We start from the raw sequence: 25,485 nt of genomic DNA on the forward strand, positions 1-25,485 counted from the left end.
ACCGTCTTGTCCTGCTGCTGTCCGAGACGCCCTCATGCATGATCGATCCCTGTCCGAGCTGGCTGCCGCCCTGCGCACTCGGGAGGTGAGTGCCGTGGAGCTGGCGCGCCATTTCCTTGAGCGAATCGCGACCCACAACCCGCGCCTGAACGCGTTCATTACCGTGACCGAGGCGCAGGCGGTGGCTCAGGCCGAGGCGGCCGACGCGCGCATCGCCGCTGGCGAAGGTGGCCCGCTCACGGGCATTCCGATCGCTCATAAAGACCTCTTCTGTACGCGGGATGTGCGCACCACCTGCGCCTCGCGCATGTTGGAGCACTTCATCGCCCCCTACGACGCGAGCGTCGTCGAACGGCTCGGCGCCGCCGGTTGCGTGATGCTCGGCAAGACCAATATGGACGAGTTCGCGATGGGCTCGTCTAACGAGAACAGCTACTTCGGGCCCGTGCTTAATCCCTGGGACGAGGCGCGAGTGCCTGGCGGGAGCTCGGGGGGCTCGGCCGCCGCGGTGGCCGCGCGCCTGGTCCCCGTCGCCACGGGCACGGACACGGGAGGATCGATCCGCCAGCCCGCAGCGCTCACGGGCATCACCGGCGTCAAACCCACCTACGGCGCGGTGCCTCGCTACGGCATGATCGCGTTCGCGTCCAGCCTCGATCAGGGCGGCACGCTCACACATAGCGCCGCCGATGCAGCCCTGATGCTCGAGGCGATGTGCGGCTTCGATCCGCGCGACAGCACGAGTGTCGATCGGCCGATGGGCGGCTACGCAGATGCGATCGCCAACGCCGAGCGCCTGGACGGCCTCAAGGTTGGGCTGCCCTTGGAGTTCTTTGGGGATCAGCTCGACAGCGCGATGCGCGCGCCCCTCGACGCGGCCGTCGCCACCCTGCGTGAACTCGGTGCCGCGGTGGTGGACGGGGTGAGCCTCGAGCACGTCGATCTCTCGGTGCCGGCCTACTACGTGGTGGCGCCCGCCGAGTGTTCCTCCAACCTGTCGCGTTTCGACGGCGTTCGCTACGGCTACCGCTGCGAAGACCCCAAGGACCTGCTCGACCTCTACACGCGCAGCCGAGGCGAGGGCTTCGGCGAGGAGGTCAAGCGGCGCATCATGACCGGCACCTACGCGCTCTCCGCCGGCTACTATGATGCGTACTACTTGAAGGCTCAGCAGGTGCGTCAGCTGATAAGCGGCGACTTCGCCAAGGCCTTCGAGCAGGTGGACGTTTTGCTCGCGCCCACTTCGCCGACGCCTGCCTTTCCCCTCGGCGAGAAGACTGACGATCCGATCACCATGTACCTGAACGACATCTACACCATCGGCGTCAGCCTCGCCGGCCTGCCCGGCATGTCCGTGCCCTGCGGTGCGGTCGAGGGGTTGCCCGTGGGGATGCAGATCATCTGTCCTCACTTCGAGGAGGCGCGCATGCTGCGAGTCGCTCACGCCTACCAGCAGGCCACGGATCATCACAAGCTTGCCCCTGAGGGGGTGGTCTCATGAGCTGGGAAGTGGTGATCGGCCTCGAGGTTCACGCGCAGCTGCTTACGAATAGCAAGATATTTTCTGGGTCCCCAACGGCCTACGGCGCGGATCCTAATACGCAGGCTAGCCTCATCGATCTGGGCTATCCCGGTGTCTTGCCAGTGCTGAATGCGAAGGCGGTAGAGATGGCGGTGCGTCTGGGCTTGGCGATCGACGCCGAAGTAGCCTATCGGTCCGTATTCGCGCGCAAGAACTATTTCTATCCCGATCTACCAAAGGGCTATCAAATCTCTCAGTACGAGCTCCCGATCGTTGGGAGCGGGCATCTGGATATCGTCCTCGACGACGGCAGCGCCAAGCGCGTAGGGATTACCCGTGCGCATCTCGAAGAAGATGCGGGTAAGTCCTTGCACGAGGATTTCGATGGTCAGTCTGGGATTGACCTCAACCGCGCCGGCACGCCGCTGTTGGAGATTGTCTCCGAGCCAGACCTGCGCAGCGCGAAGGAAGCGACGGCCTACCTGCGAAAGCTGCGCACGCTCGTGCAGTATCTGGATATCTGCGACGGCAACATGCAGGAAGGCTCTTTGCGCTGTGATGCGAACGTCTCCATTCGCCCTCGCGGCGAGCGTACGCTGGGCACTCGGGCAGAGCTGAAGAACCTGAATTCAATTCGCTTTCTCGAGCGCGCCATCAACTACGAGGTGGAGCGGCAGATCGATGTGATCGACGGCGGCGGGCAAGTGGTGCAGGAGACTCGTCTCTACGACGAGGGCAAGGACGAGACGCGCGCAATGCGCAGCAAGGAAGAGGCGAACGACTACCGCTACTTCCCGGACCCGGATCTGCTGCCGGTGGAAATCGACGACGCTTACATCCGTGAAGTGCGGGCGAGCCTGCCGGAGCTTCCCGACGTCAAGCTCGCTCGCTTCGAGCAGGACTACGGCCTCGGCCCCGTTGATGCGCAAGTGCTCACCGCCAGCCGAGCGGTTGCGGATTACTTCGAGACCGTGGTGGAGAAGGTTGGCCAAAACAACGCCAAGCTCGCCGCCAACTGGGTGATGGGGGATCTCTCCGGGGCGTTGAACAAGGAAGCTCTGGAGATCGACGAGAGTCGCGTGGCGGCCGATCATCTGGCAGGCCTGTTGAGTCGGGTCATCGACAAGACGGTCTCCGGCAAGCTCGCCAAGCAGATCTTCGAGGCGATGTGGGCTGGCGAGGGCGATGCCGATGCGATCATCGAGGCGAAGGGTCTGAAGCAGATCACTGACAGCGGCGCGATCGAAGCGATGGTGGATGAGGCGATCGCCAACAACCCTAAGCAGCTCGAGCAGTACAGGGCGGGTAAGGAAGCTCTGCTGGGGTATTTCGTAGGTCAGGTGATGAAGGCGAGCAAGGGTAAGGCAAATCCCGCTCAGGTGAACGAATTGCTCGAGGCCAAGCTCAATGCCAGTGACGGGTGAACCGCCAGCGCCTCCGCGAGACGATCCGGCGGATGAGGATGCGCAGCGCATCGAGCGCCATCCTGACAAGGTGCGGCGCTTCGTGTTCGAAGACACGCCCGTGCGCGGACAGCTCGTCGATCTAACGTCGAGTTGGAAGACTGCCCTGGCCTCTCGTCCGTACAGCATTCCCGTGCGTGAGGTGCTCGGTCAGGCGATGGGCGCTGTCGCCCTGCTCGCCTCCTCGCTCAAATTCGATGGCCGCATGACGCTGCAGGTGACTGGCGAAGGCCCCTTGCGCATGCTGGTGGTCCAGTGTCGAAGTGATTTGACCATGCGCGCAATGGCGCAGGCAGAGGACAGGGCACGCGAGGTGAGCTGCTTTCGCGATCTCGTGGGTGAAGGACGTCTCGTGCTTAGCATAGAGGCCACCGACGGCCAGCGATACCAAGGCATCGTCGCGCTGGACCAGCCGACGTTCGTCACCTGCCTAGAGGATTACTTCGCAAACTCGGAGCAGCTTCCAACACGCTTATGGCTGTCGGCGCAGCGCCAGCGGGTGGTAGGCTTGTTGCTACAGAAGATGCCCCTTGAAGAGAACGCGCCTGAGGCGAGCGTGTTGGAGGCGGGTAACCACTGGAACCGCTTGCAGGGTTTGGTCGACGTGATGCCGCCCGACGTCCTGACCCGCCATGGCGATGGGGCGCTTCTGCGCTATCTGTTCCCGCGCGACGATGTGCGCTTGTTTGATCCCACACCCGTGAAGTTCCGCTGTCCGTGCTCGCGGGAGCGTATCGAGCGCGTCCTGCGCATGATGGGGCGTGAGGAGGTAGAGGCAGAAATCGTCGAGAGTGGGTCCCTGAGCGTGTCCTGCGAGTTCTGTGGTAGCGCCTACGCGTTCGACGGGGAAGATGTACTCGAGGTGTTCTCCCGCGTTGACGACCGACCCGCAGGCGGCACGGGCGACGTCATTCTGCACTGAACCGCTTCAAGGGTAGGCACTATGAGCAGCAATAGGGGCACGCACGAATATGTCGACGATCCGCGCAATGCGCAGATCCTGATCAACGTCAGCGGCGAACTCGTGCCACGCGCCCAAGCCACCGTTTCTGTGTTCGACTCGGGGTTCATCTTAGGCGACGGCGTATGGGAGGGCTTGCGGGTGCACGATGGCGGCATCGCCTTCCTCGATCAGCATCTCGATCGTCTGTTCCAGGGGGCGAAGGCCATCGACATGGACATCGGCCTGTCGCGCGAGCAGCTCACCGCGCGTCTGTTCCAGACCCTAGCGGCGAACGAGATGCACGACGGGGTACATATCCGCCTGATGGTGACCCGGGGAATCAAGGCTACGCCTTACCAGGACCCACGTGTCACTATCGGCCAGGCCACCGTGGTGATTATCGCCGAGCATAAGAATCCCCTGCCGAGCACGGTGGAGCAGGGTATCCGCCTCGCCACCGTGCACGTGCGGCGCGGCTACCCCGATGTGCAGGATCCGGCGCTCAACTCCCACAGCAAGCTCAATTGCATCACCGCCTGCATTCAAGCGGCCAAGGCCGGCGCCGATGAAGCCCTGATGCTCGATCCACACGGCTTCGTCGCCACCTGCAACAGCACCCATTTCTTCATCGTGCAGCCGAACGGGGAGCTGTGGACTTCGAGTGGAGACTACTGCTTGGGTGGCATCACGCGGGCGAATGTCATCGCCCTAGCGCGAGAGCAGGGCATGACCGTGCGCGAGCGCAACTTCACGCTGACTGACGTGTACTCGGCGGCCGAGGCTTTCGTGACGGGCACCTTTGCCGGTCTTGTGCCTGTGACGGAAGTCGACGGGCGATCGCTGACACCGAGGCGCGGGCCGGTGGTCGAGCGGCTCCAGCAGGCCTACCAGGCCTGGCTCGTTCAGCACCTGGTGCGAAAGCGCGCCTGAGGGCATGGGAGCCGCGTCCGGCGCGCCCTCGAGTCCCGAACCTCCCTGTTGCTTCCCGCCATCGCCGAAGGCAAGGCGTCCTGGCGCTGATCAGGCTCCGCCGTGACGCCGGTCATTTGCAAAGTATAAAGATATCTGCATACTCGTATGCATGGGTGAAGCGCTGGCGCACACAATCGAGAGCTTGAAGGCGGTCGCCGAGGAGAGTCGGCTGCGCCTACTTGCCGTTTGTAGCCAAGGTGAGCTAAGCGTCACCGAATTGACGCGCATCTTGGGGCAGAGTCAGCCGCGGGTGTCCAGGCACCTGAAGGTGTTGCAGCACGCGGGGCTGCTGCTGCGCTTTCGGGAGCGTCATTCGGTGCTTTATCGCGCTGTCACCCGCGGCCTCGGCGCTGAGCTGGTGCGCCAAGCCTTGGCCATGGTCGCGGACGACGACCCGCAGCTGCTTCGAGATCGCGAGCGCCTCGCGGAGATTCGCGCCGAGCGCGCGAGCGCAGCTGCCAGCTACCTGCGTTTTCACGCGGAGGATTGGCACCGTCTGCTAGACGCGAGCATTGGCACTGCCGAATTCGCCAGGGCCGTATTGAACGCACTCGATGGGATGCGCGATGGCCACCTGGGGGAGCTGCTCGATATCGGCACCGGAACTGGGCGGATCCTGAAGCTGCTCGGGCGCCACGCGGAGAGCGCCGTTGGCATCGATCTGGATCCGGAAATGCTGAAGGTGGCGAGGGCCGCGCTGCACGAGTCGGGCTTGGATCGGCAGGCGATGGTGCGCCAGGCAGATATGTACAACCTGCCCTTCGCCGCGGCGAGCTTCGACACGGTCACGATGGATCAGATCCTGTTCGAAGCGCAGCGGCCGGCGGAGGTGGTGGCCGAAGCCTCGCGGGTGCTACGGGCAAACGGTTGCCTGCTAGTGGTCGATTTCGCCAGCAGTGCAGACGCCGCCAAGGCGCTCGATGGCGAGGGCCTCGCGCAGCAATTCGGCGTTAGAGAGTCCGACGTCGAGGAGTGGCTACGACGCGCCGGCCTCACCCATCAGCGCACCACGCGACTCGCCAGCGAATCGTTAACGGTGATGCTCACCGTTGCCCAGCGTGCCCCAGCCCAGCAGGTCGTGGCCGCATGAATACAACAACAGTACGAGTCCGCGCCTGCGGGCCCCTGAGATGACTTGGAGTTACCGATGAAAACGTCTAGCCGCCCTGCGCCAGCGGTCTCCTTCGAGTTTTTCCCGCCGAAAGACGAGACGATGGCGGAGACGCTGTGGCGCTCCGTGGAGCATCTCGAGCGCTTGAGCCCAAGCTTTGTCTCCGTTACCTACGGCGCTGACGGCTCGACGCGCGACCGCACCCACGAGGTGGTCACCCGCATCAAGCAAGAGACCACCATGGAGCCGGCGGCCCACCTCACCTGCGTGGATGCCACGCGGGAGGAGATCGATGACATCGCCCGCCAGTATTGGGATGCGGGCATCCGCCACATCGTCGCTTTGCGCGGAGATCCCCCGGGCGGGCAGACCAGCTATACGCCGCACGCCGGTGGCTACGCTTACGCCGCTGATCTGGTGGAAGGGCTGAAGCGTATTGGCGACTTCGAGGTCTCGGTGGCGGCCTATCCGGAAGTGCATCCCTCCGCACCGAGCGCACAGTTTGATCTCGTGAACCTCAAGCGCAAGGTCGATGCCGGCGCCACCCGCGCCATCAGCCAGTTCTTCTTCGACTGCGACCACTTCCTTCGCTTTCGCGATCGCTGCGCATCGGTGGGTATCGAGGCGGAGATCGTGCCCGGTCTGCTGCCCGTGACAAATTACGCACGCATGCTGGTGTTTGCCGATCGCTGCGGCACCTCCGTGCCCGACTGGCTGGCGCAGCGCTTCGAGGGTCTCGACGACGATCCCGTGACTCGTCGCCTGATCGCGGCTAACACTGCGATTGAGCAAGTCGATTATCTGCGTGAGCGAGGAGTGGAGAACTTCCACTTCTACACGCTCAACCGCTACGAGCTCGTGTACGCCATCTGCCATTGGTTGGGCGTGCGCGGAAAGACTCCGAGCGATAGCCACAAGGCCGCGTGATCGGCAGGCACTAGCGAGCACGGCCAACGCCGCACGCCGGCCGCCCACGGAGCGACCGGCGCGACGTCGTCTCCAACGCATCCCAACTCTCCCCTAGGAATCTCCACCATGGCTTCAGCATCCGAAACGCGCATCGCCGCCCTGCACGCCCTTCTCGAGGAACGCATCCTCGTGCTCGATGGCGCCATGGGGACCATGATTCAGCGCTACAAGCTGGATGAGGCCGCCTACCGCGGTGAGCAGTTCAAGGACTGGCACCTCGATGTGAAAGGCAACAACGACATGTTGGTGCTGACCCAGCCGCAGATTGTGAAGGAGATCCACCGCGCTTACCTCGAGGCAGGGGCGGATATCGTTGAGACCAACACCTTCTCGGCTAACCACCCTGCGCTCGCGGACTACGACATGCAGGATTACGTGCGCGAGGTGAACCTCGCCGGCGCACGCCTGGCGCGCGAGGTGGCTGACGAGGTGACCGCTGAGACGGGCCATCAGCGCTTCGTCGCTGGCGTTCTCGGCCCGACCAACCGAACCGCATCCCTATCGCCGGACGTCAACGATCCGGGGAAGCGCAACATCACCTTCGACCAGCTCGCCGACACCTATGCCGACGGTGCACGCGCGCTTATCGAGGGCGGCGCAGATATGATGCTGGTTGAGACGATCTTCGACACCTTGAATGCCAAGGCAGCCCTATTCGGTATCCGTCGCGTGTACACCGAGCTCGGTATCGAGCTACCGATCTTCATCTCGGGCACGATTACGGACGCCTCCGGTCGCACGCTCTCTGGCCAGACCGGCGAGGCCTTCTGGAACTCCGTACGCCACTCCAACCCGCTGCTCATCGGCCTCAACTGTGCGCTGGGTGCCGAGGAGCTACGCCCCTACCTGGAAGAGCTCTCGAACATCGCTGACACGAACGTGAGCGCGCACCCGAACGCGGGTTTACCCAACGAGTTCGGTGAGTACGATCAAACGCCGCAGGAGATGGCGGCGATCATTCGCGAGTTCGCGCAGTCAGGGTTCCTCAATGTGGTCGGCGGCTGCTGCGGCACGACGCCCGATCACATTCGCGCCATCGCTGAGACCGTGCGTGATATGCCCCGTCGGCAGATCCCCGACGTGCCGCGCAAGATGCGCCTTAGTGGCCTCGAGCCGCTGAACATTGGTGCAGACAGCCTGTTCCTCAACGTGGGGGAGCGCACCAACGTCACCGGTTCGGCAAAGTTCCGTAAGCTGATCGAGGCCGACGACTACAACGCCGCCCTCGACGTGGCTCGCCAGCAGGTGGAGAGCGGAGCCCAGGTGATCGATATCAACATGGACGAGGGCATGCTCGACTCCGAGGCTGCAATGGAGCGGTTCATGAACCTGATCGCTGGCGAGCCGGATATCGCTCGCGTGCCGGTGATGATCGATTCCTCCAAATGGAGCGTGATCGAGGCGGGCCTTAAGTGCACCCAGGGCAAGGCCATCGTCAACTCCATCAGCATGAAGGAAGGCATCGAGCCCTTCCTCGAACAGGCGCGCATGGTGCGCGACTACGGCGCAGCCGTGGTGGTCATGGCTTTCGATGAAAAGGGTCAGGCAGACACGATCGAGCGCAAGCACGAGATCTGCAAACGCTCCTATGAGCTGCTCACGCAGGAGCTCGATTTTCCGCCCGAGGACATCATCTTCGACCCGAACATCTTCGCGGTAGCGACGGGTATCGAGGAGCACAACAACTACGGCGTAGACTTCATCGAGGCCACGCGCCTGATCAAGGAGAACCTCCCTCATGCGGCAGTGAGCGGCGGCCTCTCCAACGTGTCCTTCTCCTTCCGCGGCAACAACCCCGTGCGCGAGGCGATGCATAGCGTGTTCCTCTACCATGCGATCCGCGCGGGCATGGACATGGCCATCGTCAACGCTGGCCAGCTGGCGATTTACGACGACATTCCCGACGAGCTTCGCGAGCACGTGGAGGACGTAATCCTCAACCGTCGCGACGACGCCACGGAGCGTCTCCTGGACATCGCCGCCAAGTACAAGGGCGACGGGTCGGCAGCGAAGAAGGTCGATAACAAGGCATGGCGCGAGCTGCCGGTGGAGAAGCGCCTGGAGCATGCCCTTGTCAAGGGCATCGACGAGTTCGTGATCGAGGACACGGAGGAGGCTCGCCAGGGCGCGGAGCGTCCCCTGCACGTGATCGAGGGGCCGCTGATGGACGGTATGAACGTGGTCGGCGATCTCTTCGGTGCCGGCAAGATGTTCTTGCCCCAGGTAGTGAAATCGGCTCGCGTAATGAAGAAGGCTGTGGCCCATCTCGTGCCGTTCATCGAGAAGGAGCAAGAGGAGAGTGGCGGTGGTGCCCGTAAGTCGAACGGCAAGATCCTGCTCGCCACGGTGAAGGGCGACGTGCATGACATCGGCAAGAACATCGTCGGCGTCGTGCTCCAATGCAACAACTTCGACGTGCTCGACATGGGTGTGATGGTTCCAGCGGAGAAGATCCTCGATAGGGCCCGCGAGGAGAACGTCGACATCATCGGATTGTCCGGTCTTATCACCCCGTCCCTGGACGAGATGGTGCACGTGGGATCAGAGATGCAGCGCCTGGGTATGGATATCCCGTTGTTGATCGGTGGCGCGACCACCTCACCAGCGCACACGGCCGTGAAGATCGATCCGCAGTACGAAGGCCCTGTGGTGTACGTGAAGGACGCCTCGCGCGCCGTGGGCGTGGCCCAAGCCCTGGTGGGCGAGGACTCCCGCGTCACCTTCATGCAGAAGGTGAGCTCGGACTACGAGAAGCGTCGAAAGCAGCACGCCGGTCGCCATCGCAAGACGCCGAGCCTGACGCTCGAAGAGGCCCGCGCCAACCGCCTGCAGCCGGACTGGTCTAGCTACACCCCGCCCCGCCCCCTGAAGTCGGGCATTCACACCTTCGAGGATTATTCGCTCGAGGAGCTGATGCCGTACTTCGATTGGAAGCCGTTCTTCAACGCCTGGCAGCTGGCCGGTAAGTTCCCCCAGCTCCTGGAGGATCCGGTGGTCGGCGAGGAGGCGACCAAGCTCTACGTCGATGCGAAAGCAATGCTGAAGCAGATGGTGGACGAGCGCTGGCTGCAAGCTAAGGCAGTAGTTGGGTTCTTCCCCGCCAACACGGTCAATCAGGATGACGTAGAGATCTATGCGGACGAGTCGCGCAGAGAAGTGCTGCAGACCTTGCGCAACCTTCGCCAGCAGAAGACCAAGCCCGATGGCCACTCGCACCTGTGCCTCTCGGACTTCGTGGCGCCGCGCGAGAGCGGTGTCATCGACTGGGTGGGCGGCTTCGCCGTGACCGCCGGCATCGGGATCGAGGAACACGTGGAGCGCTTCGAGGCGGCCCACGATGACTACAGCGCGATTATGCTCAAAGCCCTCGCAGATCGTTTCGCCGAAGCCTTCGCTGAGGCCATGCACGAGAGAGTGCGCAAGGAATTTTGGGGCTATCAGCCCGAGGAGTCACTCAGCAACGATGAGCTCATCGACGAGCGCTACCAGGGGATCCGCCCAGCCCCCGGCTACCCCGCGTGTCCCGATCACACCGAGAAACAGACCCTGTGGCGCTGGCTCGACGTGGAGGCGCGCACGGGAATTCGCCTGACCGAGTCCCTGGCGATGTATCCAGCCTCATCTGTAAGCGGTATGTACTACTCCCATCCCCAGTCTCAGTACTTCGTGCTCGGCACGATCGCTCGCGATCAGGTGGAGGACTACGCCGTGCGCAAGGGTATGAGCGTGGAGGAAGCCGAGCGCTGGCTGGCTCCCAATCTTGGTTACGACCCGCGGCAGGAGACCGCCGAGTCCGCCCGCGAGTCAGCTGCCTGAGCCGTGCAGGCGGCGTGCATTAATGGGAATGACTCTCATTTGCGTTTAGCTTTGGGGTAGACTATCGTGACACGGGAACGATAGACGCCACTGAACGACGGAGTGCCGATGACCGCCATCCCCGTTACGCGAATGAGTGAGCTGAGCACGGGCGCTCAGCTAATTCTCTGGGCGGCACGCCACCTGGTGGGCGCCGCCATCCGCGACAAGGGAACCCCCTGGTGTGTGCCGCGCAGCTTCGAGATCGCGGGCGCGGCCAGCGCCCTGGAGAGCCTCAAGGATCTGGTGGTGGCCGTCGCCCAGCAAACGCCGCGTCAGTTGGTGGTCGCCAATCCCTCAGCGGGGCAGCTCACGCGCGATGAGGTCACCTTCGCGGCCGCCCTGACGGGCGATCGGGACGCTGCCAGCGTAGTGGAAAGCACCGGTGAGGAGATCCCTGAGTACCTGAGTCGGCTGCGTGAAGTCATGGCCTCGGCGGGCCTACCGCTCACGCGCTTGGGCACCCCTGACCGAGGACTACTGCGCAGCGGGCGTGCTCCGGCAATGTATGCCAACCCGGGCCTGGCCGACCTGCACTGAGCCTTCCCGTCAGGCGCACACCGGGCACGCGGGGTCGCGTGCGAAGCGCAAAGAACGCCACTGCATAGTCAGGGCGTCGTAGGTCATCAATCGCCCGGCGCTGTCTTCACCTAATCCTAGAATAAGCTTAAGCGCCTCCGTTGCCATCATTGCCCCTACGGTGCCAACCAGGGGGGCAAACACGCCGTTGCCCTGACAGTTCTCGCTCGCCTCATCGCTCTCGGCGAACAGGCAGCGGTAGCAAGGTGTCTCCTCACCATGCAGGCGACGACGGTCGTGCCTGAACACCGCCAGCTGCCCTTCGAAGCGGATGGCTGCGCCGGAAATGAGGGGTGTACCGACCTCGGCGCAGGCGGCGTTCACGGCGAAGCGGGTGGCGAAGTTGTCGCTGCCATCCAGTACCACGTCGACCGCGGCGACAGCGTCCCTCAGGCCCTCTTCGTCCAATCGCCTGTCGAGTGGATGCAGTGTCACCTGATCGTTGACATCACGCAGGGCGCTAGCCGCGGCCGCCGCCTTCCGCTCGCCCACATTGCGGGTCCTGTAGAGCACCTGACGCTGCAGGTTCGTCGCGTCCACGCGGTCGAAGTCGTTCAACCACAGGGCCCCGAGGCCGGCCGCCGCGAGGTAGAGGCTGGCCGGTGAGCCAAGCCCGCCCAGACCCACGATCAACGCGCGCCCCGCGCCAATCCTCCCCTGCCCGGCCTCGCCCACCTGGGACAGGGCTATGTGTCGGGCGAAGCGCAGGCGTTCGGCGTCGCTCAAGGTGGGGCTCGTCACTGCTGTAGCCCCGGCGGCGGGCGCAGGCCCGGGCTACGGCCTTGGGTGACGCGTTCGTGACCGCTCAAGTCCAACCCCGTGTCGATCTCTGCGTAGCCGGCGGCCGTGAACAGTTCGCGCACGACTGGGCCCTGCTGATAGCCATGTTCGACGATCAACCAGCCCCCTTCACGCAGGTGGGAGCGGGCGCCGCGAACGATCTCTCGCATGGCATCCAGCCCGTCCTCCCCGCTGATCAGAGCGACGCGCGGCTCGAAGCGCAGGTCCCCCTCGCGCAGGTGTGGATCGTCCCGCGTCAGATAGGGGGGATTGGAGGCGATGAGTTGGAATCGCTCATCGGACTCAAGCGCCTGCCACCAGTGGCCGTGGCGCAATCGCAAACTGAGTCCGAGACGCTCGGCGTTGACCCGGGCTAGGCGTAGGGTGTCGTGATTGATGTCGGTCGCCGTGAGCTGCCAGTGGGGGGACTCGCTGGCGAGCGCCAGGGCGATCGCGCCGCTGCCCGTACCCAGGTCGAGGACGCGGGCGGCGGGCACGGCCCAGCGGTCGATCGCATCGCGCAAGCTCAGCGCACGCTGCACGAGGGTCTCCGTATCGGGGCGCGGGATCAGCGTGCGCTCGTCCACGCGCAGGGGCAGGGACCAAAACTCCCGTTCGCCGAGAATGTAGGCGATCGGTTCACCCTCGGCGCGGCGGCTGATGAGGGCGTCGCACGCGTCAAACTCCGCCCGCGTGCACGGATGCTCGGCCCAGGCCCTGAGCCAGCTCCGCGGGCGGCCGAGCGCTCGCGCCACGAGCACTTCTGCATCGAGGGGGGCGAGGCCGCGCTCGCGGGCGTGGCTGAGCACCTGAGCGATCGACAACTCCTGGCCAGTCATGGACGCGATGGTAGCCGAATCGCGGCTCTGGCGGTCAGGCGAGCGCTTCGTGATCGCGGGCTCCCTTGATGCGGTGCGATTAGGATTAGAATTCCGCCGAGATCGCAGGAGGCCGAGACGCAGATGATCTACTCCAACGTGCTCGAGATGGTCGGCAACACGCCGCTGCTCGAAGTTCAGCGCCTAGACACGGGACCGTGCCAGCTGTTTCTGAAGCTTGAGCTGCTCAATCCGGGCGGGTCGATCAAGGATCGCATCGGGGTTGCGATGATCGACGCTGCCGAAGCGCGCGGTGATATCAAGCCCGGCGATACGATCGTGGAGGCCACCGCCGGCAACACGGGGATCGGCCTGGCGCTCGCCGCTTCCCAGCGCGGCTACCGTCTGGTGCTGGTGATCCCGGACAAGATGAGCCAGGAGAAGATATTCAACTTGCGCGCCATGGGCGCGGAGATACTCCTCACCCGCTCCGATGTGGGGCGCGGCCACCCGGAGTACTACCAAGACCTGGCCAAGTCCTACGCCGAGGAACACGGCGCCTACTACATCAATCAATTTGCTAACCCGGACAATCCGACCGCCCACGAGGAACACACAGCGCCGGAGATTTGGGAGCAGATGGCGCATGATCTCGACGCGGTGGTGGTCGGCGTTGGCACCTCCGGCACGATCAGCGGCATGACCCGCTTTTTCAAGCGCGTGGCGCCACACGTGAAGATGGTGCTGGCCGACCCGCGCGGCTCGATCCTCGCGGACTACATCGCCACCGGCGAGATCGGCGAGAAGGGCTCCTGGCTGGTGGAGGGGATCGGCGAGGACTTCATTCCTGACATCGCCGATCTGAGCGGCATCGGCAGCGCCTACAGCATCAGCGACGATGAGTCCTTCGCTGCCGCGCGCCAGCTGCTGCGCGAGGAGGGCCTGCTCGCAGGGTCGTCTTCGGGTACGCTGCTCGCCGCGGCCTTGAAGTACTGTCGGGAGCAGACCGAACCGAAGCGCGTGGTCGCTTTCGCCTGCGACACGGGCAATAAATACCTCTCCAAGCTGTACAACGACTTTTGGATGGAGGATCAGGGCTTCATCGAACGCCAGACCCACGGCGACCTGCGCGACCTTATCGGTCGCCCCCACGGTCAGCGTGCCACGGTGACCGTGGGCCCAGACGATGTGCTCACCACGGCTCACAACCGCTTGCGCAACGCCGGCTTCTCCCAGCTTCCGGTGATCGAGGACGCCACGCTGGTCGGCGTACTCACGGAAGAGGACATCATGCGCTATGTCTTTGGCCACCCCGGGCGCTTGCGACACCCGGTGCGCAGCGCGATGCGCACGGCTTTCGCCAAGGTGGAGAAGGACTTCTCCATGAACAATACGGTCTCTCTGCTCACGGGGGTGCCCTACGTGGCGGTCACCGACCACGACCAGTTCCTAGGCCTGATCACCCGTGCCGATATGCTCAACTACATGCGCAAGCAGATGAACATGCCGGAGGGCACGGAGCTCGCGCCCAATGTCGACGCTGACGCCGCGGCTGCCGCGCTCCTTTCACCGTCCGGTGCCGGCGACTGAACAGATTCGATAATCGAGGAACTTCATGAGCGATCAGTCTTCCCACGGCGCCGACCAGCACCTGGCGACCCGAGTCATCCACGCCGGCCAGCACCCGGACCCTGTGACCGGTGCCGTCATGCCGCCGATCTCCCTGAGTTCCACCTACGCTCAGGAAAGCCCCGGCGTGCACAAGGGCTACGAGTACTCACGTTCGGAAAACCCCACGCGCATGGCGTGGGAGCGTTGTATCGCGGACCTCGAGAGCGGTGTGCGCGGCTGTGCCTTCGCGTCCGGGCTCGCGGCGATCGCGACCATCCTCGAACTGCTCCCTGCTGGCAGTCACCTGGTGGCCAGCGATGATCTCTACGGAGGCACCTACCGCCTGTTCGATCGCGTGCGGGCGAACAGCGCTGGCCTGCAGGTCACCTTCGTCGACACTGGCGATGTCGATGCCGTGCGCGCGGCGATCACACCGGAGACGCGCATGCTCTGGGTGGAGACACCGAGCAACCCGATGATGCGGCTCACAGATCTAGCCGCGCTCGGTGCACTGGCGGGAGATCACGACTTGATCGCCGTGGCCGACAACACCTTTGCGACGCCGCTGATCCAGCGTCCCCTGGAGCTCGGCTTCGACATAGTGATGCACTCGACCACCAAGTATCTCAACGGCCACTCGGACATCATTGGGGGCGTGGCCGTGACCCGCGAACAAGAGCTCGGCGAACAGCTCGGCTTCCTGCAATTCGCCGTCGGCGCCGTAGCCAGCCCCTTCGATAGCTTTCTAGCCCTGCGCGGCGTGAAGACTCTCGCCGTGCGCATGCGCGCCCACAACGAGAACGCGGCCAAGCTGGCGGACTGGCTGTGCCGGCATCCTCAGGTGCTGCAGGTGTTCTATCCCGGTTTGGAAGGTCATCCGCAGTTTCAGCTGGCGCAGCGCCAGATGGATGGCTTTGGCGGCATGATCAGCCTGCGCGTGGCGGGCGGCCTTGATGGGGCCAAACGGATGCTTGAGCGGCTCGGCGTATTCACCCTGGCGGAGAGTTTGGGTGGCGTGGAGAGTTTGGCCAACCACCCTGCCATCATGACCCATGCTTCCGTGCCTGCCCAGCGGCGCGCCGTGCTCGGTATCGGCGATGACCTGGTGCGCTTGTCCGTCGGCATAGAGGGTGTGGAAGATCTAATGGCTGATCTGGAGCAGGCCCTCGACGGCTGATCGCGGCCTCGATCCCACTAGGCACCGTCTGGGTCCACCACTAACACCACCTTGCCGCGTGTCTCGTTGCGGGCGAGAAGGTCGTGAGCCTCTTCCACCTTGGTCCAGGGGAGGATGCGATCTATCACAGGTCTTAGGCGTCTTTCAGCAAATGCTGGAGTTAGGTGCGTCTCGAAGTCTCGGGCCAGCTGAGTCTTGTGCTCCAACGGGCGGTTGCGAAGGGTGGATGCCTGAAGCTTAAGCCGCTTGCGAAAGAACAGGCCCAGGTTGACCCGTTCGGCCGCCGCGCCCCCCATGAGCGCCAAGGTGACGATACGCCCGTCCTGGGCGGCTGCGCGAATGTTGGCATCGAGATAGGACGCGCCCATGAAGTCGACGATCACGTTGGCCCCGCGCCCGCCGCTGAGTTCGCCTACTCGCTCAGCGAAAGACTCCGCTCGGTAATCGATGGCTGCGCAAGCACCTAGGGATAAGCATAGCTCATGCTTGCTCGTGCTCGCGGTGACCAGCACCCGGGCCTCTAGCAAGTTCTTGGCGATTTGGATGGCGGCGGTGCCCACACCGCTCGCGCCCGCGTGCACTAGGGCGGTTTCTCCGGCCTGCAGTTGCGCCTGCCAGACAAGGGTTTGCCAGGCGGTCATGAAGACTTCCGGAAGGGCCGCCGCCTCGATGGTGTCGAGGCCCGCCGGCACCGCCATCGCGAGCACCTCGGGAATGATGACGTACTGTGCAAAGCCGCCGCCCGCAAGCAGGCTGCACACGACATCGCCAACGTCGAATCGCTGACACGCCTTGCCCGTAGCCACGACCTCGCCCGCCATCTCCAAGCCCAAGATCTCGCTTTCGCCTGGCGGTGCAGGGTAGTGGCCAGTGCGTTGCATGAGATCCGCGCGGTTGGCGGCCGTAGCCACTACGCGCACGAGCAGCTCATCGTGGGCCGGCGCCGGGTCGGGCCGGTCGACGAATACGAGTCGGCTATTCGGCCCCATGTCTTGGATGGCCACGGCGCGCATACTGGTCTCCCGGCTGAAGCTCCCCCGAACGTGGTGCTGGCGAGCTTTTAGTGCCTCGCCCTATCCTTGGCTCGTCTTGCTCTGCCCGTGCGGATATCACGATCGTACGTGATGCTTCGCATGCGCAGCGCGTCCGCCTAGGATCCCTAGCCTGGACTATTCATGAGTCTTCTGCAGCGACCGGCGATACAAAGGAAACACACGGCGCGTTCAGTTATGGCGCTCGCCGCATGGCGGAGTACGCCTGCGCGCCATCCCGTGCTCTCCTGCGTCTCGCCACCCTTGCGACGAAGACTGATGAATCATCCAAGCTAGTGTGCCCGTCATGATGCCTGCATCCGCCGCCGCTGCCACGCCGACGCGTGGCGAGGTCTTGCGAATCGCCACGCCGCTGATCCTCTCGAACCTCTCCGTGCCGCTGCTCGGCATGGTGGACACAGCGGTCGTTGGGCACATGGGGGAAGTGCACTACTTGGGCGCCGTCGCCGTAGGCGCCAGCGTGTTCAGCCTGCTCTTCTTTGGTCTGAACTTCCTGCGCATGGCGACGACCGGGTTGGTGTCCCAGGCCGCGGGAGCGGGCGAGGGCGACACTCTGCGAGTCACCTTGATGCAGGGCGTATTGGTCGCGCTTGTGTGTGCCACGCTGCTGCTGCTGCTGCAGCATCCAATGCGCGAACTGGCCATGTCGTTGCTCGGCGTGACCGCGGCGGTCGGGCAAGCAGCGCGCGCCTACTTCGATGTACGGGTCTGGAGTGCGCCGCTAGTGTTGGTCAACTTCGTGCTCGTGGGGTGGCTGGTGGGGCTGGCGCGCACGCGCGCCGTGCTAGCGGTTACCTTGACCATCAACCTTGCCAACATCTTGCTCGACCTGCTGTTCGTATATGGCCTTGGCTCAGGAATTCGTGGCGTTGCCGCGGCTACCGTTCTGGCCGAGTTGCTCGGCATGCTCACGGCGGTCATGGCGGCGCGCGGTGCCCTATTGGATTACCCTGCACGGCATCTCCAGCAATGGTCGCGAAGCACCTTCAGCGCGGCCATTGCTTGGCGGGGCTTATCGCGTCTGTTCGCATTGAACGGCAACCTGCTGGTGCGGACCTTGGCCCTTCAACTGGCGTTTCTCGCGCTGACCGGGCGCGGAGCACGCCTGGGCGAGACGATCCTGGCCGTCAATGCGGTCCTGCTGACCTTCCAGCACGTGATTTCCTACGGCTTAGATGGCTTCGCTCAGGCGGTGGAGGCATTGGTCGGCCGAGGGCTCGGCGCTCGGCGACAGCTCGCGGTCGAGCACGCCGTGCGCTACGGCTTTGAATGCGCGGTCGCCGTGGCCGCGTGCGGCGCGCTCGTGCTCGCCTTGGGAGGTGGCGCACTGGCCGATATGCTGACCGACCAAAGCGCCGTGCGCGAGGGCGTGCGGCGCTACCTACCTTGGCTCGTGGTGTCACCCCTGATCAGCCTGTGGAGCTTCATTTTCGACGGCGCTTTCATCGGCGCCACCGCCGCTCGTGAGATGCGAAACGCCATGGTGCTTTCCACCTTCGTCGTCTACTTGCCCGCGCTGTGGCTGCTCGCCGATTGGGGCAATCACGGGCTGTGGGCTGCCTTTTCCTTATTCATGCTTGCCCGCGCAATCACTATGGCCGTGGCCTTTCCGGGCGCGGTCCTGGCGCGTGCCGTAGCGACCGACGCGAAAGTGTGAACCCAGTTGTCCGGCGATGGGATGTCCCATCGGAAGCTGCGGAGAACTGTGAAGTGGACGCTGTGGTGATTGTCAGGTGTACCGGACACTCACGGGTCAGACCGTGACCTCCGCGCAGTGCCGCCCGGGATGCCTGTGACCTCGCCCACGCCCACAGCTCAACGACCCTCGTCCTCCCCCTCTGCCGACGCCCAGGGCGTTCCCCCGCAGGCCCTCCACCTGTGGGAGCTAGTCTCTACGGCGAGCACACCCCTAGGGGTGGTGGATGAGGCCGGTGCGGTGGTTCACAGCAACGCGGCCTTGGACGACCTTCTCGCGCAAGCGACCTTCCTCGCCGAGTGGCTGCGCGACGTCGAGGCGACGCAAGCTAAGCGCACTTCCGTCTCGGTGCCTGGCCAGTCGCCGGTGGAGCTCTACCTCGAAGCCCTGCGAGACGGTCATCGATTGCTCTTCGCTTGGCGCGAAGATGCGACCGAGCCGGGCGCCGATCGAGACCCCCTGACTGGGCTTGGCAGTCGTGCTCGCTTCGAACGTCTCTTGAAGAGCGAGCGCTACGACACGCTCCTGCTGCTAGATCTGGATCGTTTCAAGGCGATCAACGATACGCTTGGCCACGACGCCGGGGATCAGCTCCTCAAGCTCGCCGCCAAGCGCCTCCTCAAGGCGATTCGCAACGATGACCCAATCGTGCGGCTAGGCGGTGATGAGTTCGCGATCTTCCACTGCGTAGGCGAGGGCGGCGTCGCGACGGCGGTCAGGATTGCCGAGCGGATCATCAAGCTCCTCGGCGGGCCGTTTCTGGTTGATTCGCAGACCGTACACGTAGGCGCAAGCGTCGGCGTTGCGTCCCTGCGCGCAGGGGACACCTCCCGGGAAGAGCTGTACCGCCACGCAGACCTTGCCCTCTACGCAGCCAAAGCGAACGGTCGAAACAGGTACTGGTGTTTCGAGGAGGCGCTCGAGGCGCAGGCCAATGACCGGCGCGAGATGGAGGCGCAGCTGCGCCAGGCCTTGATGTTGGGGCAACTCCGACTCTACTACCAACCCCAGGTGGACACGACGGATCGACATGTATGCGGCGTCGAGGCCTTGCTGCGTTGGGATCACCCCCATCGCGGTGAGTTGACTCCGGAACACTTCGTGCCGATGGCGGAGGAAATCGGCGAGATTCGTCCTATCGGTGAGTGGGTGTTGCGCCATGCCTGTGCCCACGCAAGCGAGTGGCCGAACGAGCTGTCGGTGGCGGTCAATGTTTCCGCCGGGCAGATCATAGACCCGCGCTTCATCGACACGGTCCGAGCGGCCCTGGACGCTGCCAAGCTCGCGCCCGCGCGCCTGGAGTTGGAGGTCACCGAGGGGGTGTTGATGTCCAACTTCCCCCTGATCCTCGAGCGCCTGAGTGCGGCCAAGGCGCTCGGAGTGTCCGTGACCTTGGATGAGTTCGGTACGGGTTACTCCTCCCTGAACTACCTCAACCGCTTTCCCTTCAGTCGGATCAAGATCGCGCGTTCCTTCGTGCGCGGCCAGCAGGATGATCCACGCGCGCGAAACCTCGTGAAGTGCGTGCTGGCATTGGGCGATAGCTTGGGGATCAGCACCTTGGCATCGGGCATTGAGACGCAAGCGCAGTGCGACGCCCTCATCGCCATTGGCTGTCGTGAAGGGCAGGGGTGGCTATTCGGCGCGCCACTGAATCACGAGGACTTGGGCGCCTACTTGCGCGAACACGAATTGTCCCCACTCGATACACCATAGGAGTCCCCATGGCGACAGACATCTATCAGCTCGTGTACGTGAGTCGCTGCGTCATCGAAGGCGATGAGAAGGAGTACCGCGCGCAGATCGACGCGATCCTCAAGGCCTCACGCGAGAACAACCAACGCGACGAGATCACTGGCGCACTCCTTTGCAACCGGCGCTACTTCGCCCAGGTGCTCGAGGGCGGGCAGGACGTGGTGCAAGACGCCTACGAGCGGATCCAATGCGATGAGCGCCACGAGCAGACCACGGTGCTACGCTTTCGGTCGGTACCGCGCCGTGACTTTGGCGAGTGGACCATGGCGTACGAAGGACACGACAGCGAGGCGCTGGAGTCCTTCGATCGTTTGACGCAGGAATCGCGCCTGAAGCTCGAAGAGCTGGACGGCCTCGATCTAGTTTCGTTGCTGCAAGCGCATCTGCAGGTTGCCTAGGCTACTCATTCATTTCGGGGCGGGCGAACCAAGGCCCACGACGCCGATCAGAAACGCGTACTCGAGGGCGTAGTCGCGTAGGCGCTGATAGCGCGCCGCAGACCCTCGGTGACCGGCCTCCATGTCCGTGTACAGCAGCAGTGGATGCGTGTCCGTCTTCGTCGTCCGTAGGCGGGCCACCCATTTGGCCGGCTCCCAGTACTGCACCGCCGGATCCTGCAGGCCGGAGGTCACCAGCATCGCGGGGTACGCCTGATCGCTCACGCGATCGTAGGGCGAGTACTGGCGCATGTACGCGTAATCCCCCGGTTCGTTCGGGTTCCCCCACTCGTCGTACTCGAAGGTGGTGAGCGGGATCGACTCATCCAACATGGTCGTGAGTACATCAACGAACGGCACGCCGGCGATAAGCGCGCGAAAGCGCTTGGGCGCCATGTTGGCCACCGCCCCTATCAGCAACCCGCCGGCGCTTCGCCCGCTGCCGACGAGCCCGTCTGGCGCCGACCAGCCCTGCTCGACCAGCGCCTGCGCGACGTCGATAAAGTCGGTGAAGGTGTTCAGTTTGTGCTGCATTCGGCCATGTTCGTACCACGCGCGCCCCAGCTCCTGACCGCCGCGGATGTGGGCGATGGCAAAGACGAAGCCACGGTCGACCAAAGGCAGCATGCGCAGGGCGAAGTCAGGCTCCGAATCGATGCCGTAGGCGCCGTAACCGGTGAGGTACAGGGGCTGGCTGCCGTCGGGCTCCATGTCGCGACGGCGTAGGAGCGTGACCGGTACCTGAGCGTCGTCGCGTGCGGTGACCGTGAAGCGCTCCACCGCGTAGCGCTCGCGATCGAAGGTGGGGCCCGCGTAGTCTTGCTTGAGCACGCGCCTCTCGCCGCTCAGTAAATCGAGTTCGAAGATCGTCTCAGGTGTTGCGAGGGAGGAGTAGCTGTAGCGCAAGGAGGAGCTCGATGGATCTGGGTTGTCGTCGATGCTCGCCACGTAGGCGGGTTCGCTAGCGGCGATGAGGTATCCGGTGTCGAGGCGAGGTACATCGTCCTCGCCGCGTGGCAGTACCCGCAGGCGACCGATACCGGACTCGGTCTCCCCTAGCACGACGGCGTGGTCGAATACGGCGAAGTCGGTCAGCAAGACCTCCTCGCGCTCTGGGACCAGCAGCTCCCAGTTCTGGCGCTTATCGGCGTTCACTACGTCCGTGCGATACAAGCGGAAGTTGGGGGCGTCCCCGTTGGAGAGCAGGTACACGGCATCGCCCGCGGTCTCCACGACGTATTCATGGCCGGCTTGGCGCGGCAACAAGGGAACGGGCGTGCCGTCGGGGGTATGGGCGTCGAGCAGACGTACCTCGGTGGTCAGGGTGCTCGTGAGGTCAATCTGCAGGTAGCGCTCGTCGCGCGTGCGCCCGATCGTGAGATAAAAGGTGCTATCGGGCTCCTCGTACACCAGAGCGGGTGGTGTAACAGGCTGGTCTAGGCGAATCCTGAAAACCCGATGGGGGCGTAGGGTCTCCTCCTCTCGGCGCACGAAGAACAGGGTTTGGTTGTCCGCCGCCCACGCCAGGTCCGCTTCTAGTTGCTCAATGCGCGGCACGAGCACCGATTTTCCGGTGGCGATCTCGCGCACGTGCAGGTCGTACTCGCCGCGGGCGCGCGTGTCCTGGGTGTACGCTAGGAGGCGGCCATTATCGCTGACGGCAATGGCGCCTACCTCATAGAATTCATGGCTGGCCGCTTCCACGTTTTCATCGAGCAGGATCTCCTCTCGCGCCTCCAGGGTCCCCTTGCGGCGCGCGTGGACGGCGTACTCCCTGCCCGCTTCGTAGCGAGCGTAGTACCAGTAGCCTGAGTCGAAAACGGGGACGGTGGCATCATCGGGCTTCAAGCGGGAGAACAGATCCTGGTAGAGCGCCTCGCGCAGGGCCGCGTGGGGTGCCAGGCTAGCCTCGGTGTAGGCGTTTTCAGCACGCAGGTAGTCGAGCACTTGAGGGTTGGACCGCGCGTCGTCGCGCAGCCAGTAGTAGGGATCGACGCGCGTCTCCCCGTGAGCAAACAGCTCGTAGGGCTGTGCAGGCGCGATCGGTGGCTTGGGCGTCGGCTTCGCGTCATGGGACATCGGGGCGGTGGTCTCCTGGAGCGTTGGCGCGGATTCGGTTATGGCGGCGTCGTGGACGGTGGCGCCGAGCACTAGCCACCAAAGGGCGGCTCGTGCGGCGCCTGTCATCGCTCGCGCGCGAGAAGTGAACGGGTGCGGTTGTTCCAACGCAACCCGCTCGTACGGCTCGGTGCGGGCGCGTGAACCGTGAGACTGAGCAGCGCGGCGGAGCGCACGCCGTGGTAGTTCTCGGCGGGAGCGAGGCCGCGGTGGGTCATTCTCGCGCCGTCGATGATGAGGGTGCTCATGTCGCTGCGCACGAGCAGCACGTCGGCACCAGCCCCTGAGCGCAGCGGCTGTGATCCTTGGGTTGTCTCACCTGTCAGACGCCCGAACATGGCCACGGCGCTGAGCAGTAGGCTTAGGGAATCGATGGCGAACAGGCGTGATGCCAACGTGGCCTCAGGGGCGGTGGTAAGGCGCGGCATGGGGGCATTCTCGGCGGTGAGTGATTCGAGGTCTTGGCTTACGCGGAGGGCGTGATGGTCTCGGCCTGTCGCAAGAGCCAGTCGGGCACGGCAAAGCCGCGGTCCCGTAGCCAGTCGGGATTGTACAAACGCTTCATGTAGCGCAGCCCCGTATCGCACAGAATGGTCACGATCGTCTTGCCAGGTCCCAAGGCCTGGCCGAGGCGAATGGCGCCGGCCACGTTCACGCCGCTGGACGAGCCGAGCAGCAACCCCTCCTCGCGCATCAGGTCGAACACCAGAGGAACGGACTCCTCATCCCCGATGCGGTAGGCCACGTCCACCCTCACGTCCTCGAGGTTGGCGGTGATGCGGCTGTTTCCGATGCCCTCGCTAATGGAGCTACCCTCCACCTTCAGTTCGCCATGGCGGTAGTGGTTGAACAGCGCGGAGCCGGTCGGGTCGGCGAGGCCGATCTTCACCTTCGGGTTGCGAGCACGCAGGGCCATGGCCACGCCGCCGAGGGTGCCGCCGGTGCCTGCGGCGCATATGAATCCGTCCACAGTGCCGGCGGTCTGATCGAAGATCTCGGGGCCTGTAGTCGCGGCGTGCATCTCGCGGTTCGCCGTGTTGTCGAACTGGTTTGCCCAGAAGGCGCCGCGCGGGTCGCTCTGCGCCAGCGTCTCGGCTTCTCGCTTGGACACGTGCACGAAGTGGTTCGGGTCTTTGAATGGGACAGCGGGGATTAACTTCACTTCCGCTCCGTAGGCTTGAAGGGTCTGCACCTTCTCCACGCTCTGCGTGTTTGGCATGACTATGCGAACCCGATAGCCGAGGGCGTTGGCCACCACCGCGAGGCCGATGCCCGTGTTGCCTGCTGTGCCCTCGACGATGGTGCCGCCCGCCTCGAGCATGCCGCGCGCTTCGGCGTCGCGCACGATGCCCAGTGCGGCGCGATCCTTCACTGAAGCGCCGGGGTTCATCCACTCGGCCTTGCCGTAGATCTGGCAGCCGGTGAGCTCGCTAGCGCGCTGCAGGCGGATCAGCGGAGTGTTGCCGATCGCCTCGCAGACGTCGCGATAGGGTGCGCGTGCCATGTTAGTTAGATTCCTTGGCTAACCTTGCCATGAGGTCTGCCTGATGTTGACTGACGAGGGGCTCCACCACGAGATCGAGCGCACCGCCGACGACTTCTTCTAAGCGGTAAAGGGTCAGGTTGATGCGATGGTCGGTGACGCGGCCCTGGGGGTAGTTGTACGTGCGGATTCGCTCGGAACGGTCGCCGGAGCCCACCTGTAGCCGCCGGTCTTGCGCTATAGCGCTGGTTCGCTTTTCCTGCTCCGCATCCTGCAGGCGAGCCTGTAGCAGGCTCATGGCCCGAGCCTTGTTCTTGTGTTGGGAACGTTCGTCCTGACACTCGACGACGGTACCCGTCGGCAGGTGGGTGATGCGCACGGCTGAGTCCGTCTTGTTGACGTGCTGGCCGCCGGCGCCTGAGGCGCGGTAGGTGTCAATGCGAAGCTCGTCCGAGCTGATCGTGATCTCGCCGAGGTCGTCCGCCTCGGGTAGGATCGCTACGGTACAGGCAGAGGTGTGGATGCGCCCCTGCGTCTCCGTGGCAGGCACGCGCTGTACGCGGTGGGTGCCGGATTCGAACTTCAGCTTCGAAAACGCACCCTGACCTTCCACGCGGGTAATGATCTCCCTGTAGCCGCCGTGCTCGCCCGGCGCCTCGCTGAGTATCTCCACACTGAAGCGGTGCTTTTCCGCGTAGCGCTGATACATGCGGAAGAGGTCGCCAGCGAAGATCGCGGCCTCATCGCCGCCAGTGCCCGCGCGGATTTCGAGGAAGATGTTCTTGTCATCGTTTGGGTCGCTCGGCAGCAGGTGCGTGCGCAGGGCGAGCTCGAGTCGCTCGATGTCGTCCTTCGCCTGGGCGATCTCCTCGTTGGCGAGCTCGCGCATCTCTGGGTCAGAGTCTTTGGCGAGCTCCTGTGCCGAGGTCATCGCATCCTGTGCCTCGCGCCAAGACGAGAAATCACGCGTCACCGGCTCCAGCTTGCCGTGTTCGCGCATGAGCTTTTGGAAGCGGGGTTGGTCGGCGATCACTTCCGCCTCGCCCAACAGGGCGCCCACCTCTTCAAAGCGTTCACATAATGCTTCTAACTGATTGAGGATGCCCTGCTGCATAGGCCCTTGGTTTGAGTGAATAGATTGGGT

At 64.2% G+C, this 25,485-nt stretch carries 19 protein-coding genes and 1 pseudogene; 13 read left to right on the plus strand and 7 right to left on the minus strand.

The window, feature by feature from the left end; genetic code table 11:
• Positions 1 to 34 precede the first annotated feature (34 nt).
• The 8 genes from gatA to AAGA68_02115 all read left to right on the plus strand — a co-directional run bounded on the left by gatA (position 35) and on the right by AAGA68_02115 (position 11,375).
• Complete coding sequence (gatA, locus tag AAGA68_02080) at positions 35 to 1,501, plus strand: Asp-tRNA(Asn)/Glu-tRNA(Gln) amidotransferase subunit GatA (GenBank protein MEM9383822.1); 1,467 nt, start codon at positions 35 to 37, stop codon at positions 1,499 to 1,501.
• Complete coding sequence (gene gatB, locus AAGA68_02085) at positions 1,498 to 2,946, plus strand: Asp-tRNA(Asn)/Glu-tRNA(Gln) amidotransferase subunit GatB (protein ID MEM9383823.1); 1,449 nt, start codon at positions 1,498 to 1,500, stop codon at positions 2,944 to 2,946. The genes gatA and gatB overlap by 4 nt, the downstream gene beginning before the upstream one ends.
• Complete coding sequence (locus AAGA68_02090) at positions 2,930 to 3,907, plus strand: Hsp33 family molecular chaperone HslO (protein MEM9383824.1); 978 nt, start codon at positions 2,930 to 2,932, stop codon at positions 3,905 to 3,907. The genes gatB and AAGA68_02090 overlap by 17 nt, the downstream gene beginning before the upstream one ends.
• 21 nt (positions 3,908 to 3,928) lie before the next feature.
• Positions 3,929 to 4,858 (plus strand): aminotransferase class IV, encoded by a 930-nt coding sequence (locus AAGA68_02095; protein ID MEM9383825.1) that lies wholly within the window; start codon positions 3,929 to 3,931, stop codon positions 4,856 to 4,858.
• Positions 4,859 to 5,009: 151 nt separating this feature from the next.
• Positions 5,010 to 5,990 carry a metalloregulator ArsR/SmtB family transcription factor gene (locus tag AAGA68_02100; protein ID MEM9383826.1) on the plus strand — a complete coding sequence of 327 codons (981 nt, stop codon included), beginning with the start codon at positions 5,010 to 5,012 and terminating at the stop codon, positions 5,988 to 5,990.
• A gap of 57 nt (positions 5,991 to 6,047) precedes the next feature.
• Entirely contained in the window at positions 6,048 to 6,938 is an 891-nt protein-coding gene (metF, locus tag AAGA68_02105) for a methylenetetrahydrofolate reductase (protein MEM9383827.1), read from the plus strand.
• A 108-nt stretch (positions 6,939 to 7,046) separates the two neighbouring features.
• Entirely contained in the window at positions 7,047 to 10,796 is a 3,750-nt protein-coding gene (gene metH / locus AAGA68_02110; protein MEM9383828.1) for a methionine synthase, read from the plus strand.
• A gap of 108 nt (positions 10,797 to 10,904) precedes the next feature.
• Entirely contained in the window at positions 10,905 to 11,375 is a 471-nt protein-coding gene (locus AAGA68_02115) for a hypothetical protein (GenBank protein MEM9383829.1), read from the plus strand.
• Positions 11,376 to 11,384: 9 nt separating this feature from the next.
• On the opposite strand, the gene moeB is transcribed toward AAGA68_02115, so the two are convergent.
• Both moeB and prmC read right to left on the minus strand, forming a co-directional pair.
• Positions 11,385 to 12,140 (minus strand): molybdopterin-synthase adenylyltransferase MoeB, encoded by a 756-nt coding sequence (gene moeB, locus AAGA68_02120; GenBank protein ID MEM9383830.1) that lies wholly within the window; start codon positions 12,138 to 12,140, stop codon positions 11,385 to 11,387.
• Positions 12,141 to 12,151: 11 nt separating this feature from the next.
• The gene (prmC, locus tag AAGA68_02125; GenBank protein ID MEM9383831.1) at positions 12,152 to 13,033 is read right to left on the minus strand and encodes a peptide chain release factor N(5)-glutamine methyltransferase; all 882 of its coding nucleotides are present in this window, start codon (positions 13,031 to 13,033) and stop codon (positions 12,152 to 12,154) included.
• Between the two features lie 123 nt (positions 13,034 to 13,156).
• Between prmC and AAGA68_02130 the strand changes: the two are divergent.
• Positions 13,157 to 14,512: pseudogene (locus tag AAGA68_02130) on the plus strand (pyridoxal-phosphate dependent enzyme).
• Positions 14,513 to 14,627: 115 nt separating this feature from the next.
• A complete protein-coding gene (locus tag AAGA68_02135; GenBank protein MEM9383832.1) occupies positions 14,628 to 15,800 on the plus strand; it encodes a cystathionine gamma-synthase in 1,173 nt (390 codons plus the stop codon).
• A gap of 17 nt (positions 15,801 to 15,817) precedes the next feature.
• On the opposite strand, the gene AAGA68_02140 is transcribed toward AAGA68_02135, so the two are convergent.
• The gene (locus AAGA68_02140) at positions 15,818 to 16,813 is read right to left on the minus strand and encodes an NAD(P)H-quinone oxidoreductase (protein ID MEM9383833.1); all 996 of its coding nucleotides are present in this window, start codon (positions 16,811 to 16,813) and stop codon (positions 15,818 to 15,820) included.
• A gap of 325 nt (positions 16,814 to 17,138) precedes the next feature.
• On the opposite strand from AAGA68_02140, the gene AAGA68_02145 reads away from it, so the two are divergent.
• From AAGA68_02145 to AAGA68_02155, 3 genes are all read left to right on the plus strand, one after another.
• Entirely contained in the window at positions 17,139 to 18,509 is a 1,371-nt protein-coding gene (locus AAGA68_02145; GenBank protein MEM9383834.1) for an MATE family efflux transporter, read from the plus strand.
• Between the two features lie 135 nt (positions 18,510 to 18,644).
• Positions 18,645 to 20,264 (plus strand): bifunctional diguanylate cyclase/phosphodiesterase, encoded by a 1,620-nt coding sequence (locus AAGA68_02150; GenBank protein ID MEM9383835.1) that lies wholly within the window; start codon positions 18,645 to 18,647, stop codon positions 20,262 to 20,264.
• Between the two features lie 8 nt (positions 20,265 to 20,272).
• The gene (locus tag AAGA68_02155; GenBank protein MEM9383836.1) at positions 20,273 to 20,701 is read left to right on the plus strand and encodes a BLUF domain-containing protein; all 429 of its coding nucleotides are present in this window, start codon (positions 20,273 to 20,275) and stop codon (positions 20,699 to 20,701) included.
• Between the two features lie 9 nt (positions 20,702 to 20,710).
• On the opposite strand, the gene AAGA68_02160 is transcribed toward AAGA68_02155, so the two are convergent.
• The 4 genes from AAGA68_02160 to prfA are packed head-to-tail and all read right to left on the minus strand — an operon-like array spanning position 20,711 to position 25,455.
• On the minus strand, positions 20,711 to 22,927 hold the full coding sequence (locus AAGA68_02160; GenBank protein ID MEM9383837.1) for a S9 family peptidase: 2,217 nt from the start codon (positions 22,925 to 22,927) through the stop codon (positions 20,711 to 20,713).
• Positions 22,924 to 23,286, minus strand: a complete 363-nt coding sequence (locus AAGA68_02165) for a hypothetical protein (protein MEM9383838.1) — start codon at positions 23,284 to 23,286, stop codon at positions 22,924 to 22,926. The genes AAGA68_02160 and AAGA68_02165 overlap by 4 nt, the downstream gene beginning before the upstream one ends.
• A gap of 38 nt (positions 23,287 to 23,324) precedes the next feature.
• Positions 23,325 to 24,362 carry a cysteine synthase A gene (locus tag AAGA68_02170; protein MEM9383839.1) on the minus strand — a complete coding sequence of 346 codons (1,038 nt, stop codon included), beginning with the start codon at positions 24,360 to 24,362 and terminating at the stop codon, positions 23,325 to 23,327.
• A gap of 1 nt (position 24,363) precedes the next feature.
• Positions 24,364 to 25,455, minus strand: a complete 1,092-nt coding sequence (gene prfA / locus AAGA68_02175) for a peptide chain release factor 1 (protein MEM9383840.1) — start codon at positions 25,453 to 25,455, stop codon at positions 24,364 to 24,366.
• Positions 25,456 to 25,485: the final 30 nt, after the last annotated feature.

The organism is Pseudomonadota bacterium, assembly GCA_039193195.1.
Classification (GTDB): Bacteria; Pseudomonadota; Gammaproteobacteria; order Steroidobacterales; family JBCBZW01; genus JBCBZW01.